This is a genomic window from Cellvibrio fontiphilus (assembly GCF_042646205.1).
Lineage (GTDB): Bacteria > Pseudomonadota > Gammaproteobacteria > Pseudomonadales > Cellvibrionaceae > Cellvibrio > Cellvibrio fontiphilus_A.
Map to the genome: position 1 here is coordinate 277245 of NZ_JBHRTF010000002.1, position 17659 is coordinate 294903.

Sequence of the window (17659 nt, forward strand, 5' to 3'; positions counted from 1 at the left end):
TGTCGCCTTAAGCAAAAACCGTTACCAGCATTTGTACCGATAAACCTACCAGCAATACCGCAAATAATTTTTTTAATAAGGCGATAGGCAGGCGATGCGCGAGTTTTGCACCCAAGGGCGCGGTGATAAAACTCATCGCCGCCATAGCAACCACTGCCGGCCAAAATACATAACCCAGGGTATAGGCCGGTAGATTTTCCACACTCAATCCATTCACCACATAACCCGCCGCACCCGAAAGTGCGATAGGCAAACCCACGGCGGCCGAAGTGCCAATCGCCACCGGCAAACTCACATTGCACCAGACCAGAAATGGCACAGTCAGTGTGCCGCCGCCAATCGCCACTAACGCAGAAATGGCGCCTATGCCGGTACCGGTTGCACTCAGCCCCGTGAAAGCAGGTAATTGTCGCGAGGGTTTGGGTTTGCGGTTCAGCACCATTTGCAGCGCGACAAAGGCCATAAAACAGGAGAAAAAAATCGCCAGCGGCGCGGCCGATAAATAACTCGCCAAAAAGGTGCCCGCAAAGGTTCCCAGCAAAATTCCCGGGGTAATTTTTATCACCACCGGCCAGATAACCGCCTGATGTTTGTGGTGGGTTAATAAACTGGCAATCGCGGTGGGAACAATCGCTGCCATAGAAGTGGCGAGCGCCATATGCAGAATATATTCAGAGGGAAATTGCTGCTGCACAAATAACAGCGTGAGCATCGGCACCATGATGCCACCGCCGCCAATGCCAAAAAGCCCAGCAAAAAAACCAGTGAATGCGCCTAGCGCGAGCAGTGAAATAATAAAATAAATATCCATAGTTCTTTGGTTCAGCAGATTGCGTGCGCAGGCGCTTCGCTAGCGCGTTGCCCGACACGCCGTAAATACATCCCTGTAGGCTTGTCGTCGCCATCCATGGCTCCGACAGTCGGGCAACGCGCTAGCGAAACACCTTGTGAGTTCAATGCAAATTTCGCGGTTTAAAAACAAAAATCCCCGTTGTTTTCACTTCGGGGATTTTGTTTTGCACCGCTAAGCGTACAAATTATTTGTTAGCGCGTTTACGCTCGTTTTCGGTGAGCAGTTTTTTGCGCAGACGAATAGATTGCGGTGTTACTTCTACCAGTTCGTCGTCTTCAATAAATTCCAGCGCCTGCTCCAGGGTGTGACGGATGGGCGGTGACAGGGTCAGCGCATCGTCAGTACCAGAAGCACGAACGTTGGTTAATTGTTTGGCCTTGGTTGGATTTACTACCAGGTCGTTAGAGCGTGAGTGAATCCCCACGATCTGGCCTTCGTAAACTTCCACACCGGCGCCGAGGAACAAACGACCGCGGTCTTGCAGCGGGTGCAAACCATAGGCGAGGGTTTTGCCCTTCACCATGGATACCAATACACCGTTCTGGCGCTTGGCCACTTCGCCTTCTTTTACCGGACCGTAGTGGTCAAAAATACTGGTCATGATGCCGGAACCCGAGGTCATGGTCAGGAACTGGCCACGGAAACCAATCAAACCGCGCGATGGGCACAGGAATTCCAACTTGATACGGCCTTTGCCATCCGGCTCCATGTTGGTCAACTCGCCTTTGCGCAGGCCGAGTTCTTCCATCACTTTACCCTGATGCTCTTCTTCAACGTCGATCACCACTTGCTCAAAGGGCTCGTGCACTACACCGTCCACGATTTTTTGAACCACTTCGGGGCGCGATACACCCAGCTCGTAGCCTTCGCGACGCATGTTTTCAATCAGTACCGACAGGTGCAATTCACCACGGCCAGACACGATAAATTTGTCCGGCGAATCGCCTTGTTGTACACGCAGTGCTACGTTAGCAATCAGCTCTTGTTCCAAGCGGTCTTTAATGTTGCGACTGGTAACGTACTTGCCTTCTTTACCGGCGAAAGGAGAGTCGTTGACCTGGAAGGTCATGCTCACGGTTGGCTCGTCGATAGAGAGTGCAGGCAGCGGCTCAATGTGATCGGGGCTGCAGAGGGTGTCGGAAATACCGAGTTTATCCACACCGGTAATACAGACGATATCGCCCGCGTAAGCTTTGTCGGTTTCGATACGTTGCAGGCCGTGATAGCCCATCACTTGCAGTACTTTGGCTTTGCGCTGGTTGCCTTCATGGTCAACCACAACCACTTGCTGGTTGGGTGAGAGGCTGCCGCGGGTGATACGGCCAATACCGATAACACCGACATAGCTGTTGTAGTCCAGTGCAGAAATTTGCATTTGGAAAGGGCCATCCAGATCAACTTTGGGCGGCTGAACCTTGTCCACAATCATCTGGAACAGCGGGGTCATATCTTCAGCGATATTGTCCGGGTCCAGACCAGCAACACCGTTTAATGCCGAGGCGTAAACGATGGGGAAATCCAGCTGCTCTTCGGTGGCACCCAAACGGTCAAACAGGTCGAATACCTGGTCGATTACCCACTCAGGGCGCGCACCGGGGCGGTCGATTTTGTTGATCACAACGATAGGGTTCAAACCCTGTTCAAACGCCTTGGAGGTTACAAAACGGGTTTGGGGCATAGGGCCGCCAACGGCATCCACAATCAGCAATACCGAGTCCACCATGGACAATACACGCTCCACCTCGCCGCCAAAGTCGGCGTGTCCGGGGGTGTCTACTATGTTAATGCGGTAGTCGTTCCACTTGATGGCGGTGTTTTTCGCCAGAATGGTAATGCCGCGTTCGCGTTCCTGGTCGTTGCTGTCCATGATCAGATCGCCGCTGTCATCGCGACGATCAAGGGTGCCGGATTGGCGCAACAACTGGTCAACCATGGACGTTTTACCGTGGTCAACGTGGGCGATAATCGCGATGTTACGCAGTTTTTCGATTGCTGAATTGTCTGTCACTATGGAAATACTCTTGGGTGGGTGCCTATTACTATTAAAAGGCAAAGTTTGAAAGCGCAAAAGGGCGCGCATTATACCTATCTCGGTGTGACACGGATATGACCGGCAAGCGGGAATTGGTGATTTTTTGGACTATTTTAAGTCGCAGCCAAGTTGTTACAGCCCTCGGTCAGGCTGGTTTTAGCCAATAAGATTGCTACTTTTGGCGCCGGCAACCTGTTTGATAGTCAGCGCAATGGCAGCCGAGCCGTAGAGCTGAATCAAAAACACCCCCACAAAAACCCACAAGCTGGCAGCCACACTGCTGACGGGAAAAAAGGGGTTTATGCTGCCCAAGGCGGCAATATTTTCCAGCGCAATCGTCAGCAGTGGGTGGATAAAAAAGATGGGAAAACTTAGCTCCGCCAGCCAGCATAAATGCCGTTGCAGCCGGGGGTGAATGTGGCGGCAGACAGCAAGCATGGCAACGCAGCCAAACAATACTTGGATAAATTGGAAATCGACCCCCGCGAAACTAAAGGCGGCTTTGTGATAGTTACCAAGGTGCGGCCACACATAGGTCTGCAATATCGCGGTAAGCGCAACTACTAACAGCCCCGCAATCATTAACGGCCAGTGCAGTGCCTGCCATTTTTTTTCATAAAGCGAAAATAATATCCCCAGCAAATAATAAGGCGTGTAATACACCAGCGACTGGAAAAAGTGAGTGTTGGATTCAGGGCGATGCATAAACACTGCAATCAGCGAAAAAATACCCAATACCAACAGTTGAATCCATGCCGGGAGGCGGATGTAGAACAGGTGCAAAGGTGAGCACAAAAAAGTGAGAAAAATAAACGGGATATACCAGTGCGGATAAAGCACATAACCATTGCGCAGGGTGTACCAGATATTCAACAGGTTTTGCTGCCAACCCAAACCATCTAACCACCAGCCCAGTGCACGCAGCGCCAGAGCAAAACATGAAATAACCGCAAAAGGAATTAACAGCGACTGGGCTTTTTTGCGGATGAATTGCGAGTAATTAAAACGCGGATAAAAAATGCGATGAAAGAAAAAACCGGAGATAAAAACAAACAAGCCGGTGCCACCGCGCAACAAGTTTTCCAGTAGCGCCGGGAACAGCGGCTGCGACAGAAAAATCGAATGCCCCAGCACAATCATGGCAATCGCCAGACCGCGCAGGTAATCAAATTCTACTATCCGCTCCTTCGCTGCCGCCGCTGGTTGCGCCATTAAATGGCACAGGCGCTCGGTCGCTCTGGGCGATAGACACCCACATTCAAGTGCCCCTCTGCTTTGAGGTTAGCGGCGTGCAGTTGGCTCATCACCCCTTTTTGGCAATAGAGGAAATACAGGGTATTGCCATCCAATTGCGCAAATTGTTTGTTGAGTGAATAAAAGGGAATCAGGCGAACATCAACAGCGGTGATGGTTAATGGATTAGCTTCCTGCTCGTCAGGGTGGCGAATATCAATCACTACCGCCGGCGCATTCACCTCACTAACCACAGGCACCGACAAATCTGCATCCAGCTCATCGACAATTTCATCAATATTCTGCGCATGGCGCTCGTTGATCGCCCGCTCCAGGACCGTCATATCAAAGCGGCCCTCTTCGAATTCCACCTTATGCAACTTGGCGCGCGTGGTGGGGTTTACCGAAATCACGCCGCAATATTCCGGCATACTCGCCGCAAAGGTTTCGGTGCCGATTTTGCGCGAGATATCAATAATCTCGCCCTTATCCATAGTGGCCAGCGGGCGCAATACGACAGTGTCTATCGCGCGGTCGATGGCGTTGAGGTTCACCAGCGTTTGGCTGGATACCTGGGCCACACTCTCGCCCGTCACCAATGCGGGAATTTCCAGTGACTCGGCGACCTTTTCAGCGGCACGCAGCATCATGCGCTTAAGCACCACCCCCATGTAGGCGTTATCCACCTTTTCCAAAATTTCACGCACTACATCTTCAAAGGGTACAGTTACAAACTTTACGCGATGGGAGGCGCCGTATTTGTTCCACAGGTAATAAGCCACTTCTTTAACGCCGATCTCATGGGCGCGGCCGCCAAGGTTAAAAAAGCAGTAGTGGGCGCGCAGGCCGCGCTTGATGCACAAATAAGTAGAAACCGTAGAGTCAAAACCGCCGGAGATCAGCGACAACACCGGGTCTTGCGCGCCGAGCGGGTAGCCGCCCAACCCCTGAATCTTGTTGGTGAGCACCCAGAGGCGATCCTGCCTGATTTCCATACGCACTGTGACATCCGGCTTATGCAGCGCGACTGCCTTGGCTTCTGAATGCTGCAGTAAGCCGCCGCCGACGTATTGCTCCACATCCACCGAACTGAAAGCGTGTTTACCCACGCGCTTGGCGCGCACACAAAAGGTTTTACCGGCCAGCGGCTCGCGCCAATGGCGCAGGGTGTGCTGGAAAATGGAATCCAAATCGCCCAGCGGGTAGTCGTGGATCAAGGAAAAATTAGCGATGCCCGGCGTGCGCGCCAGCACATCGGAGACCTGTGCAGTCACCTGTGCATCCGCCTCGGGGCAGCGAATTTCGATTTTCTCCCAATCGCGCTGCACATCAATTTCTACCCCGATATTGGCCAGCAACAGGCGCAAATTGTCGCGCAGCTGTTTGATAAAACGCTTACGCACCGGAGGACTTTTAATGATGATTTCGGGGAAAACTTTGACTACAAAATGCATGGAAGGCGCGCCTGAAACTATGCAGCGGTGATCTGCTGGCTAAAAAGGCGGCGATTATAAGACAGCTACTTTGTTTTGAGCCAATAGCTTTTTACGACGCAAAATGCCTATGGATCACTAAAAAGGTTGGATTTAGCTATGAAACCAACAAATAGTATTACACCCCCTAAATTATGCGCAGAAATAACGCCAACAGACTAAGCCACTGCTATAACCATTCATCAATAGCTTCATTTCAACCATCTGCGGGGCGGATCATCATGTTTTTGCGGCAAATCAATATAGGGCAGCGCCTGTTTCTGGGCTTTGGCATTTTGGCATTAGTGATGCTGTCACAGGGCATATTCAGCATCAATAAGATGTCAGGCATGCATGACTCTACCGAGGAAATCACCAAAAACTGGATTCCATCACTCAATGCCATTAGCGATATGAATCTGTCGCTGATGCGCTATCGGGTCAATGCCATACGGCTGGTGGTAGATACTGCACCTGCCGCCGTTGCGCGCAGCGAAGCGAACCTGCTAGCGCGAAAAGCCGAAACCGACAAAGCGTTTGATACCTACCGGAATTTGATCACCGAACCGGAAGAAAGGCGCCTGTTCGATGAGCTTGAATCGGTTGAAAAACAGTACATCCAAGGCTCACTGCAGGCACTGGCCGCCATGAAGGCCGGCAATCAGACTGAGGCTCTGCATATCATTGAAGAGAGCATGAACCCTTTGGCTGACCGTATGACGCAAGCACTGCTGGAGTTAGGCAAAGTCAACCGCGATGGCGCCGATGCATCAGCCAAAGAATCCCAGGCCACTTACGAACTCAGCAAAACCATGGGTATTGCCAGCATTCTGATTGCACTGGCAATCACTGCAATACTCGCCACGAGCATCACCCGCAGCATTACCTTTCCATTACAGCAAGCCGTGAGTGCTACCGAGACTATCGCGGGCGGTAAACTTACCCAACAGATTCACTTTGATGGCAATGACGAGCCGGCAAGATTACTTGCCTCAGTCGCCTTGATGCAGGACAACCTGCGCAGCACCATCACCCAGATAGGTAATTCATCAGTCCAGCTGGCGTCTGCGAGTGAAGAGTTAAGCTCGGTGGCGGAGGAATCCTCGCGCAACCTGCAACGCCAGAATGACGAAATCCAACAAGCGGCTTCCGCCGTCACCGAAATGAGCGCCGCCGTAGATGAAGTGGCGCGCAATGCAGTCAGTACCGCTGAAGCGTCCAACGATTCCTCTCGTCTGGCGCACGAAGGGCGCGACAAAGTGATGCATACAGTGGCGGCACTTAAGTCCATGACTGAAGAATTTACCCGCACCTCAGCCCAAATCGGCGGCTTGGCTGAACAATCCAAAGATATAGGCAAGGTGCTGGATGTGATTCGCGCTATCGCTGAACAAACCAATTTGCTGGCGCTCAATGCCGCCATTGAAGCAGCACGCGCCGGAGAAGCAGGGCGCGGTTTTGCGGTAGTTGCCGATGAGGTACGCGCCTTGGCGCATCGCACTCAGGTTTCCACCCAAGAAATTGAACAGATGATCAGCAAAGTTCAGGGAGGCACAGCAGCGGCAGTGGATTCAATGAAGGGCAGCGTTGAACACGCCGGCAAAACACTCACCGTAGCGGAACAAGCCGGTGTAGCACTGGAGCAGATATATCAAAAAGCCGGACAAATCAGCGAGCGCAACCTGCTGATTGCCAGCGCCTCCGAAGAGCAGGCAGCGGTAGCGCGGGAAGTGGATCGCAACATAGTGAACATCAGCGATTTATCCACCCAGTCGGCCGCAGGGGCAAATCAAACCAGCGCGGCCACCTATGAGCTGGCACGACTGGCAACCGATTTAAATACGCTGGTATCGCGCTTTGTAATTTAAAACCAGCACACTCACCACTCGCTGAATTACCTCCAAACAAAAGCCCCCGTCACCGCAGTGACGGGGGCTTTTTGCATTCAACTACTTGTATTCAACTACAGGGATCAGCTACTTGGAGCGGAAGATAATTTCTTTCATCTTCTGCAGCTTGGGCGCCACCACCGGCACCGTCAGCATGGTACTGGCCACCGCCATAATCAGCAGGGCAGTAAAGGTTTCGTTGGTGATGATCTGCTTATCGAGCAACACATTAGCGAAGATGATCATGATCAGCGCCTTGGTTTGCAGCAGCCAACCAATGATAGAGGCCTCGCCTTTTTCCCACTTGAGGATTTTGCCCGCCAGATGCACCCCTGCCAACTTGCCGGAGACTGATGCGACCAACAAAATCGCCGCCGCCACAAATACCGCCGTACCACCTACATCCCAGTTGGTGCGCAAGCCGGTACTGAGGAAGAACACCGGCATGATGATCATCAATACAAAATGGCGCAGCTTGTCCATATCCTCCTGATTGAACCACTCGGCATCCATTACCGCGCCCGCGAGGAATGCACCCACCATGTAATGCAGGCCAGCCCAATCAGCCGCTAAACCGCAAATCGCCAGCCAGATAAACCCGGCGTACCAACGATCCTTTTCCTGAATAGCCACCATCAACTTACGGAAAAGGTAGGCCAGCACAGCAAAACCAAGCAGGAACATACCCTGACGCCCCACACGCTCCCAATCCAGCAGGATCAACGCCAGCACACCCCAAATGGCAATATCATCAAGGCTGGCGTAGCGCAGGATTCGCTGGCCTATCGGCTGGCGCAAAATTTCCAGCTTCTCCATCAACAAAATCAAGATAGGCAAAGCGGTCACTGCACAGGCCATGCCCACCCCCAGAATAAACTGCCAGGTCATGCCCTTGGCACCTATCCAACCACCGCTGTAGGCCATCATCGCCACTGCCGCACCGCAGCCAAATAACAGCGGTGTACCCAGCGCCAAACCTGCGGTAATACTGCTCTCGCGCTTGTAGGCCCAGGCTTTTTTAAGATCCAGCTCGATACCAGCGATCCAGACAAAAATCATCACCGCCCACCAGGCAATGCCGTTGAGTGATTTGATCACATCGGGCGTGAATACAAAGGTGTAGTACTCAGGGAAAACCTTGCCCAGAACGCCCGGCCCCAAGACTATGCCCATGATGATTTGCACCACCACCAGCGGCGCCCAATAATCGGTGCGCCCCAAACGCCAAATCAAATAAGGGATTGTAAAAATGATCACCATAGCGATCAGGAAGATTTCGGTTGTTGTCATTGCATGCATAACTGACCTGTTATTGTTGTAGAGTAAAAAGTGGATAGCGATACGCCAGCCTGAATCCGGGCGATCAAACGCGGCGCAGGCTACAAGGGAAGCAAAACACAAGCGAGACAATCTTGATAAATATTGGCTATCGCTTTTTGGAGCAAAACCAAATGGCCAAAATTACCGCCACTGTGATCTGCTGTACAGATGGGCAATGGGCGTCATCATTTGGTGCACACAGGAGATGTTTTCACCGACGCCAGCGGCCATTCTTGGTGCTAAGATGGCAGGGAAAATCGCAGTAAAACTAAAATGCACACAAAGAGTGCATTTTAGAAAAATTACGCACCTTATTGGTGCTTTTGCAGCTATTTAACGGCGCCGCATTCGGTGGAAAGCCTTATTTTTACTGGTCTGTTGCTATTTTATTTAAATGGCATATATTTTGCCCCTTTTCTGACACCCTAGTCTTGTCACGCTCCCCTAAATGAGTCGCGAGTCGGATGAAGTGGGGAAAAATTTCAGGTAGACGGCCACTGGCCGGTTACCTAAGTGGTTATAACTTTCACAATCCGTAGCCTTCGGGCTATCACACTTGGAGGCATTCAATGTCTAAGACTTTAGACCTGATCAAAGAACACGAAGCTCGCTGGATTGATTTGCGCTTCACCGATTTCAAAGGTAAAGAGCAACACGTAACTTTCCCTGCTCACGTGGTAAACGACAGTTTCTTCGTTGACGGTAAAATGTTCGACGGTTCTTCTATCGCTGGCTGGAAAGGCATTAACGACTCAGACATGATCCTGATGCCAGACGATTCAACTGCCGTTCTCGATCCTTTCTACGACGAAGCAACCATCAACATTCGTTGTAACATCGTTGAACCAGCCACCATGCAAGGTTACGACCGCGACCCACGCTCTATCGGTCTGCGCGCTGAAGAGTACCTGAAGTCTACTGGTCTGGGCGACGTAGCTCTGTTTGGTCCAGAACCAGAATTCTTCATCTTCGACAGCGTTCACTTCCACAGCTCAATGGGCGGCGCTTTCTACAAAATCAAATCTGAAGAAGCAGCTTGGTCATCAGGTGACGACGTTGAAGGTAAACACGGCCACGCTCCACGCGTAAAAGGCGGTTACTTCCCCGTTGCGCCAGTAGACTCACTGCACGACATCCGTGGCGCTATGTGTAACGCCATGGAAGCTATGGGCCTGGAAATTGAAATCCATCACCACGAAGTAGCTAACGCTGGCCAGTGTGAAATCGGCGTAGGCGCTAACACCCTGGTTAAGAAAGCGGACGAAGTACAAATCCTCAAGTACTGCGTACACAACGTTGCTCACCAATACGGTAAAACCGCGACCTTTATGCCGAAGCCTCTGATCGGTGATAACGGTTCAGGTATGCACGTTCACCAGTCTTTCTCCAAGAACGGCAAAAACCAATTTGCTGGCGACGCTTATGCTGGCCTGTCTGAAACTGCCCTGTACTACATCGGCGGTATCATCAAGCACGCTAAAGCATTGAACGCTTTCTGTAACGCCTCTACCAACTCCTACAAGCGTTTGGTTCCAGGCTTCGAAGCTCCAGTAATGCTGGCTTACTCTGCACGCAACCGCTCTGCGTCTATCCGTATTCCTTACACCGTTGGTGAGAAGGCAAAACGTATTGAAACCCGCTTCCCAGACCCAACTGCCAACCCATACCTGTGCTTCGCTTCCTTGCTGATGGCCGGTATCGATGGTGTTCTGAACAAGATCCACCCGGGTGAAGCAGCCACCAAAGACCTGTACGACCTGGAGCCGGAAGAAGAAGCCGAGATTCCACAAGTCTGTGCTTCTTTGGAAGAGGCTCTGGCTAACCTGGAAGCTGACCACGAGTTCCTGTTGGCTGGCGGCGTGTTCTCTAAAGACTTCATCGATGCTTACATCACCCTGAAGAAAGAAGAGATCCAACGCGTTAACATGACTCCGCACCCAGTAGAATTTGAACTTTACTACTCTGTGTAAGCCGTGCTGATAGCCAGTGCCTGGCGCTGGCGATCTGTGAAAAAGCCCGCACCCGCAAGGGGGCGGGCTTTTTCTTTGGGCGGCGCACGGGTAACCTAGACTTGAACTTGTCGATTGGGAGATTGAGATGCGCTTTTACTGGCTGCTGTTGATATTGCTTACCCCCCTTGCCACCGCAGAGGTATACAAAACCGTCGATAAGGATGGGCGCACAATTTACACCGACAAGCCCACCTCCGATAAGGCCGAGAAAGTCGAACTGCGCGAAATCAATACAGTGCCCGGCGCACCACCTTTGCCAGAATCCGCTCCCGCCACTTCTTTTGAATCGCGGCCAGCACAGGTGGATTACCAAATCCAGATTATTAGCCCCCGCAGCGATGTCACCATCCCTGTCGGTCAACGCGATCTGGCCATAGCTGCCAGTGTGAACCCGCCGCTCCGCGAGGATCATTTGCTGGTTTATTTTATGAACGGCGAGCTATTGGAAGAAACCACCCTCAATAACGTGATTGTGAAAGATGTACCGCGCGGCACTCACACCCTGGTAGTCGAAGCCATAGATGCCAATGGGCAATCATTGGGCACATCAGCCCCGGTAATAGTTAACGTAATCCGCCCGGTCATTAAAAAGAATGCCCCACCAAAGCCCACACCAAAATAGATGCACCATTTTGGTGCTATGATCTTTCTGCTATTCCCCATTATGGATAGTTTTTGCGGCTAAATTCGCGGAATCAGGCCTGTTGCTGACTTGGTTTGCTTTTTGCAGTAGCCCAATTGCCCATTGTCAGGGCGTTCAGGAGAGCAGAAGCTGGTGAACCCGCACAACATCTATAAACCTATTTTGGACAGTCTCAGCACCGCCATTATTCTGGTAGATGTAGACCTGCTGATTTGCCACATGAACCCCGCTGCCGAGGCGCTGCTCGCCATGAGCTGCGAGAGCAATACCGGCGAGCCTATTACCTATTTTTTCCATGAGTCCGAAGATACTGACCGTCAATTGAAGATGGCGGCAACCCAGGCCAATCACTACACCAAACGCCATGCTGAATGGCGCTTGCTCAGCGGTGGCTCAGTCACCGTGGACTATACGGTTACGCCTTTTGGCAATCATGATGGGCTGATCATCGAGATCCAGCCGATTGACCGCCTGCTGCGCATCAGCCGCGAGGAGATGCTCACCTCCTCCCACGAAACCAGCCGCAACCTGATCCGCGGCATGGCGCATGAGATCAAAAATCCGCTCGGCGGTATTCGCGGCGCGGCGCAACTTCTGGCGCGCGAGCTACCCAACAGCGGCCTGGCTGAATACACCAGCATCATCATCGATGAAGCGGATCGCCTGCGCAATTTGGTGGACCGCATGCTCGGCCCCAACCAGTTGCCCAAGTGGCAGTCGCTCAATATCCACGAAGCCATAGAGCGCGTCGCCAACATCATCAAAGCCGAAAGCGAAGATGCGATCAAAATCGTGCGCGATTACGACCCCAGCATTCCCGAGCTGCAAGGCGATAAGGAGATGCTGATCCAGGCGCTGCTCAACATAGTGCGCAACGCTATGCAGGCACTGACTGAGGCCCAAGTGGATAACGGTGTAATCCAGCTGCGCACCCGCATCCAACGCCAATACACCATTGGCCGCAAACACCATCCACTGATTTGCCGCATCGACATTATCGATAACGGCCCAGGCATTCCCGATCACATGATCGAAAACATTTTCTACCCGATGATTTCCGGTCGCGCGGAAGGCACCGGCTTGGGTTTAACCATTTCGCAACACCTCATTCATCAGCACCATGGCCTCATCGAGTGCCATAGCGAGCCGGGCAATACCCGCTTCTCGCTTTACTTACCTATGGAAACCTACCATGCAGAAGTCTAATAAAGTCTGGATTATTGATGACGACCGCTCGATCCGCTGGGTATTAGAGAAAGCCCTGCAACAAGCGCACATAGAAACGCGCCTGTTTGAGTCGGTGGATAGCGCAATGGGCCAGCTTAATCGCGATACCCCCGATGCAATCATTAGCGATATCCGCATGCCCGGTACCGATGGTTTGACATTGCTGGGGAACCTGCACGCCACCCATCCGCAGATACCTATTATTATCATGACCGCCCACTCGGATCTGGACAGCGCGGTAGCTGCCTACCAAGGTGGTGCCTTTGAGTATTTGCCGAAACCCTTTGATGTGGATGATGCAGTTGCCGTCACCCAGCGCGCGCTGGCCCACGCCCAGGAACAAAAGTCCGACCATGGCGCCGAAACCGCACTGGAGAGCAACACCGAAATCATCGGTGAAGCACCGGCGATGCAAGAGGTGTTTCGCGCAATTGGCCGCTTGTCGCAATCCAACATTACGGTGTTGATCAATGGCCAGTCGGGTACTGGTAAAGAGCTGGTCGCCCGCGCCCTGCACCGCCACAGCCCACGCCGCAACGCCCCCTTTATCGCCCTGAATATGGCAGCGATTCCCAAGGATCTGATGGAATCCGAACTGTTTGGCCATGAAAAGGGCGCGTTTACCGGCGCCGCGGCCCAACGTCAGGGGCGCTTTGAGCAAGCTAACGGCGGTTCGCTGTTCCTGGATGAAATTGGCGATATGCCCGCCGAAACCCAAACCCGCCTGCTGCGGGTATTAGCCGACGGCGAGTTCTATCGTGTTGGCGGCCATACTCCGGTGAAAGTCGATGTGCGCATCATCGCGGCCACCCACCAAAATCTGGAAACCCTGGTGGCGGAAAACCGCTTCCGAGAAGACTTGTTCCACCGCCTCAATGTGATTCGCATCCATATCCCCAAACTGGCCAACCGCCGCGAGGATATCCCCAAACTGGCGCGCTTCTTCCTGCACAAGGCGGCGACTGAACTGAACGTAGACCCCAAAGTACTGCTGCCGGAGACCGAGGAGTACTTCTGCACCCTGCAATGGCCGGGCAACGTGCGCCAGTTGGAAAACACCTGCCGCTGGATTACCGTCATGGCATCCGGGCGCGAAGTGCATATAGAAGACTTGCCGCCAGAATTGCTGGATAACAAAGAGGTATCCACTCCCGCCGACGACTGGGAGAAAGCCTTGCGCCACTGGGCAGACCAAGCCTTGGCGCGCGGCCAACACCAACTGCTCAGCGAAGCAGTTCCCACCTTTGAACGGGCATTAATCGAAACCGCTTTAAAAAGTACTGCCGGACGCAAACGCGATGCCGCCAACCTGCTCGGCTGGGGGCGCAATACCCTCACCCGCAAGCTCAAAGAATTGGGCATGGCGGGTGGCAATGACCCGGATGGTGACGGCGAAGACTAATCGCTGCTAAGCCGCCAAATCCTCTGGCGCCATTTGGCGCCAGAATCATTATCTATTTTTAACTCTCCCGCACCGCGCAGCTTGTCCAAGCTGTGTCTATACTCATTTCATTCGTCACTGTTGCATTCTTGGGCACAGATAAACCACTCAAGATTCCAGGCCGGATGCCGCAATAGTGATTAAGCACAACAATTACACAAAGGCTCACACAACAATAAGCGCTACAAACCGAATCCTTTCGGGGGGAACCATGGTACAAAAATCCTTACTTACCAAATTAATGATCTTTTTATTCCTGGCGATGACTGCCATAGCCCTGCTGGTCGCCTTTGTTAACGACCGCATTGCCGCCAACGACTTGCAACACAAACTGGAAGCCGAAACCATTGCCATGCAGGAGCTGACCAATAGCTCCATTCTGGAGGCGGTGTTCGCTTATGACTTCCAACAAGTAGAGGCAATCGCCAAATCCTTGGTTAATACCTCGTTAGTCACCTCCGTCAACGTGGTTGACCACCGCGGTAAATCGCTCGCCAAAGCCAGCGATGACGACAACAGTAAAGATCAAATCGAGCGCAAGGCCATCCCCATTGTGTACGGTGGCAATACCATCGGCAGCTACGATATTTCATTCAGCACCCAAACCATGAGTGATGCATTGAGCGATCAGCGCCAAACCAATTTCCTGACCGTACTGGCCCTGCTCGCCGCAAGTTTGCTGACGGTTTATTTCCTGATCCGCAGCATGGTATTGGCACCGGTTGATGAAGTGACCCGCTCCCTGTCCAGTATTGCCGATGGTGGCGGCGACCTGACACGCCGCCTGCCAACCCATAGCGGCAATGAGATTGCCGCCCTGGCACACAACTTTAACCGTGTGATGGAGCACATCGCCGACATCATCCGCAATGTGGTGCAGGTAAACGACAAGGTGCGCGCCAATGTGAATACCATGAGCCGCGCTACCGAAAGTACCGTTAACTCAACCTCTCAACAGCTGCGTGAAATTGAATTGGTGGCCACAGCGGTAGAAGAACTCTCTGCCTCTGCCACCGAAATCGCCCGCCATGCCGGTGAAACTGCCGAGCGCACCAACGCCACCAGTATTTTGGCGGAAGAGGGCAACACCATCGTTAATCTGTCACTGGAAAATGTAAATCGCCTGACCGGTCAAATTGAATCCACCGCCCAGAAAATTCAGGTGCTGAAAAACAACTCGGTGAATATCGGCTCGGTAATGGAAGTGATCCGCACCATTGCCGAACAAACCAACCTGCTCGCACTGAACGCGGCGATTGAAGCAGCGCGCGCCGGTGAACAGGGCCGAGGTTTTGCGGTAGTGGCAGACGAAGTGCGCTCACTCGCGCAAAAAACCCGCTCGTCTACCGAAGAAATTGAATCCATTATTGTGCAGCTGCAACGCGCCGCCGATGAAGCTCACCAAGCCATGCACACCAGCACCACTTCGGCGCGCGAGACTATCGATATCGCCTCCAAAGTGGGTGAAGCACTGGGTAAAATCCGCGCGAATATCGGCACCATTAACGATATGAACCACCAGATCGCCACAGCATCACATCAACAAAGTTCGGTGGCTAATGAGGTGAGTAAAAACATCACCGCTATCCATGGCTTGTCCGAGAACGTGGTGGAGAATGCCCAAGTGGTTAACCACAGTGGCAGCCAGTTGATCAACGAAACTGGCGAGCTGAAAAAACAAATCGACAGTTTCAAAGTCTAGTTTTAACGACTCAACTGCACTATCCAAAACGGCACTTTCGAGTGCCGTTTTGCATTTGGATATACAGCAAGCAAACTCATGACTGTTATAAGCTAATAAAAAAACAGTATTTTTGAAAACCAAACGCCACTACTAAGATGCGCCAGTCAGTCATTACCGCACACAAACACAAACACAAACACAAACACAAACACAAACACAAACACAAACACAAACAATGAATGGATATGCACCATGGCAAATCTTCAAGCTGAAGGTGAACAACACCTCAGCGAAATAATTGATGAAATAAAAAAACAGTTGGCGCAATTGGAATATGGGTCGCTAGAGATACAAGTTCACAATGGTCAGGTTGTACAAATTGAACGCCGCGAAAAAAGACGCTGGGAAAAAACTCCCAGCGCTCGTTAACCTTAGGGCTGTTAATGAATTTCTTTTTAAAAACACATAAAAATGGTAACTGCAACCAAGTGGTTATTTGTTAAAACGTCGCGATAAAACACGGGAGTTATCTTGTATGTCAGATCAATGGAAATTTGAAACACAATCCGTCCACGCCGGTTACACGCCAGACCCAACAACAAAATCGGTCGCCGTGCCTATTTACCAAACTGTTGCCTACGCCTTTGATAGCGCACAACACGGTGCCGATTTATTTGATTTAAAAGTGGCGGGCAATATCTACACCCGGATTATGAACCCCACCAACGACGTGTTGGAAAAACGCGTTGCCGCGCTGGAAGGCGGCATTGCCGCACTGGCATTGGCATCGGGCCAGGCGGCGGTCACCTATGCGATACAAACCATCGCCGAAGCGGGCGACAATATTGTTTCCTCCACTGCACTTTATGGCGGCACTTACAATTTATTTGCGCACACACTGCCACAATACGGGATTAGCACCCGTTTTGCAGATCACACTAATCCGGATAGTTTTGAATCGCTGATTGATGAGCGCACCAAAGCGGTATTTGTGGAGTCACTCGGCAACCCACAGGGTAATGTCACCGATATTGCACGCATCGCCGAAATTGCCCATCGCCACGGTGTGCCATTAATTGTGGATAACACCGTTGCAACACCTTATTTGTTGCGCCCTATCGAACACGGTGCCGATATAGTTGTGCATTCATTAACAAAATATTTGGGCGGCCACGGCAATAGCATTGGCGGTGCGATTGTGGATTCAGGAAAATTCCCTTGGGCACAACACAAAGCGCGTTTCAAACGCCTCAATGAACCCGATGTGAGTTATCACGGCGTGGTTTATACCGAGGCCTTGGGCGCTGCGGCCTATATTGGCCGCGCACGCGTAGTGCCACTGCGCAATACCGGCGCGGCACTCTCGCCGTTCAATGCTTTTTTAATTTTGCAGGGTATAGAAACACTCGCCTTGCGCATGGATCGCATCAACAGCAACACACAGGCGATTGCTGAATATTTACAAAAACACAGCAAAGTCAGCTGGGTGAATTATGCGGGCTTGCCCGATAACGTTTATCACCCACTGGCGCAAAAATACCTTGGCGGAAAAGCCTCCGGCTTGCTCACCTTCGGTTTAAAAGCTGACGATGGCCGCGAAGCCGGCGCACGCTTTTTGGATGCACTGCAACTCTTCACCCGCCTTGTGAATATTGGCGATGCAAAATCACTCGCCACCCACCCGGCGTCCACCACCCATCGCCAATTATCGCCAGAGGAATTGAAAAAATCCGGCGTAGGTTTGGACACAGTGCGGTTATCGGTTGGTATAGAACATATCGATGATTTACTTGCTGACCTGGAGCAAGCGCTGGCAGCGGTGTAATCACCGAGCTGTTAAACAGAAAGTTATA

Annotated in this window: 14 protein-coding genes; 9 read left to right on the plus strand and 5 right to left on the minus strand. The window is 52.0% G+C overall.

Annotated elements, in window-relative coordinates; translation table 11 throughout:
- Positions 1-7 precede the first annotated feature (7 nt).
- The 4 genes from ACFODX_RS03060 to thiI form a co-directional block, all read right to left on the minus strand.
- Positions 8-811 carry a sulfite exporter TauE/SafE family protein gene (locus ACFODX_RS03060; protein ID WP_378115939.1) on the minus strand — a complete coding sequence of 268 codons (804 nt, stop codon included), beginning with the start codon at positions 809-811 and terminating at the stop codon, positions 8-10.
- A gap of 226 nt (positions 812-1037) precedes the next feature.
- Complete coding sequence (gene typA, locus ACFODX_RS03065; protein WP_378115941.1) at positions 1038-2861, minus strand: translational GTPase TypA; 1824 nt, start codon at positions 2859-2861, stop codon at positions 1038-1040.
- 180 nt (positions 2862-3041) lie between these two features.
- Complete coding sequence (locus tag ACFODX_RS03070; protein WP_378115944.1) at positions 3042-4097, minus strand: acyltransferase family protein; 1056 nt, start codon at positions 4095-4097, stop codon at positions 3042-3044.
- A complete protein-coding gene (gene thiI, locus ACFODX_RS03075) occupies positions 4097-5572 on the minus strand; it encodes a tRNA uracil 4-sulfurtransferase ThiI (RefSeq protein ID WP_378115946.1) in 1476 nt (491 codons plus the stop codon). Before thiI ends, ACFODX_RS03070 begins: the two co-directional genes overlap by 1 nt.
- Before the next feature lie 260 nt (positions 5573-5832).
- Here thiI and ACFODX_RS03080 point away from each other — a divergent pair, with 260 nt between their 5' ends.
- Positions 5833-7458 (plus strand): methyl-accepting chemotaxis protein, encoded by a 1626-nt coding sequence (locus ACFODX_RS03080; protein ID WP_378115949.1) that lies wholly within the window; start codon positions 5833-5835, stop codon positions 7456-7458.
- A 108-nt stretch (positions 7459-7566) separates the two neighbouring features.
- Here the strand turns inward: ACFODX_RS03080 and ACFODX_RS03085 are convergent, their stop codons facing one another.
- Positions 7567-8769: a cation:proton antiporter gene (locus tag ACFODX_RS03085; protein WP_378115951.1), complete on the minus strand. Its 1203-nt coding sequence runs from the start codon at positions 8767-8769 to the stop codon at positions 7567-7569.
- Between the two features lie 205 nt (positions 8770-8974).
- Here ACFODX_RS03085 and ACFODX_RS03090 point away from each other — a divergent pair, with 205 nt between their 5' ends.
- The 8 genes from ACFODX_RS03090 to ACFODX_RS03125 all read left to right on the plus strand — a co-directional run bounded on the left by ACFODX_RS03090 (position 8975) and on the right by ACFODX_RS03125 (position 17631).
- Positions 8975-9136 carry a hypothetical protein gene (locus ACFODX_RS03090; RefSeq protein ID WP_378115953.1) on the plus strand — a complete coding sequence of 54 codons (162 nt, stop codon included), beginning with the start codon at positions 8975-8977 and terminating at the stop codon, positions 9134-9136.
- Between the two features lie 232 nt (positions 9137-9368).
- Positions 9369-10769 carry a type I glutamate--ammonia ligase gene (gene glnA, locus ACFODX_RS03095; protein WP_378115955.1) on the plus strand — a complete coding sequence of 467 codons (1401 nt, stop codon included), beginning with the start codon at positions 9369-9371 and terminating at the stop codon, positions 10767-10769.
- Between the two features lie 127 nt (positions 10770-10896).
- Complete coding sequence (locus tag ACFODX_RS03100; RefSeq protein WP_378115957.1) at positions 10897-11433, plus strand: DUF4124 domain-containing protein; 537 nt, start codon at positions 10897-10899, stop codon at positions 11431-11433.
- Positions 11434-11586: 153 nt separating this feature from the next.
- Entirely contained in the window at positions 11587-12660 is a 1074-nt protein-coding gene (glnL, locus tag ACFODX_RS03105; RefSeq protein WP_378115959.1) for a nitrogen regulation protein NR(II), read from the plus strand.
- Positions 12647-14083 (plus strand): nitrogen regulation protein NR(I), encoded by a 1437-nt coding sequence (gene ntrC / locus ACFODX_RS03110; RefSeq protein ID WP_324257046.1) that lies wholly within the window; start codon positions 12647-12649, stop codon positions 14081-14083. The genes glnL and ntrC overlap by 14 nt, the downstream gene beginning before the upstream one ends.
- A 250-nt stretch (positions 14084-14333) precedes the next feature.
- Positions 14334-15824: a methyl-accepting chemotaxis protein gene (locus ACFODX_RS03115; RefSeq protein WP_378115962.1), complete on the plus strand. Its 1491-nt coding sequence runs from the start codon at positions 14334-14336 to the stop codon at positions 15822-15824.
- Between the two features lie 234 nt (positions 15825-16058).
- Complete coding sequence (locus ACFODX_RS03120; protein WP_378115964.1) at positions 16059-16235, plus strand: YezD family protein; 177 nt, start codon at positions 16059-16061, stop codon at positions 16233-16235.
- Positions 16236-16341: 106 nt separating this feature from the next.
- Positions 16342-17631, plus strand: coding sequence for an O-acetylhomoserine aminocarboxypropyltransferase/cysteine synthase family protein (locus ACFODX_RS03125; RefSeq protein WP_378115966.1), 1290 nt, complete (start codon positions 16342-16344; stop codon positions 17629-17631).
- The last annotated feature ends 28 nt before the right edge of the window (positions 17632-17659 follow it).

Bases quoted from the DNA above. Each gene is read 5' to 3' on its own strand.
- ACFODX_RS03115 (WP_378115962.1), top strand. From the start codon at position 14,334: ATGGTACAAAAATCCTTACTTACCAAATTAATGATCTTTTTATTCCTG.
- ACFODX_RS03120 (WP_378115964.1), top strand. From the start codon at position 16,059: ATGGCAAATCTTCAAGCTGAAGGTGAACAACACCTCAGCGAAATAATT.
- ACFODX_RS03085 (WP_378115951.1), bottom strand. From the start codon at position 8,769: ATGACAACAACCGAAATCTTCCTGATCGCTATGGTGATCATTTTTACA.
- ACFODX_RS03125 (WP_378115966.1), top strand. From the start codon at position 16,342: ATGTCAGATCAATGGAAATTTGAAACACAATCCGTCCACGCCGGTTAC.
- glnA (WP_378115955.1), top strand. From the start codon at position 9,369: ATGTCTAAGACTTTAGACCTGATCAAAGAACACGAAGCTCGCTGGATT.
- ntrC (WP_324257046.1), top strand. From the start codon at position 12,647: ATGCAGAAGTCTAATAAAGTCTGGATTATTGATGACGACCGCTCGATC.
- ACFODX_RS03090 (WP_378115953.1), top strand. From the start codon at position 8,975: ATGGGCGTCATCATTTGGTGCACACAGGAGATGTTTTCACCGACGCCA.
- thiI (WP_378115946.1), bottom strand. From the start codon at position 5,572: ATGCATTTTGTAGTCAAAGTTTTCCCCGAAATCATCATTAAAAGTCCT.
- ACFODX_RS03080 (WP_378115949.1), top strand. From the start codon at position 5,833: ATGTTTTTGCGGCAAATCAATATAGGGCAGCGCCTGTTTCTGGGCTTT.
- ACFODX_RS03060 (WP_378115939.1), bottom strand. From the start codon at position 811: ATGGATATTTATTTTATTATTTCACTGCTCGCGCTAGGCGCATTCACT.
- ACFODX_RS03070 (WP_378115944.1), bottom strand. From the start codon at position 4,097: ATGGCGCAACCAGCGGCGGCAGCGAAGGAGCGGATAGTAGAATTTGAT.
- ACFODX_RS03100 (WP_378115957.1), top strand. From the start codon at position 10,897: ATGCGCTTTTACTGGCTGCTGTTGATATTGCTTACCCCCCTTGCCACC.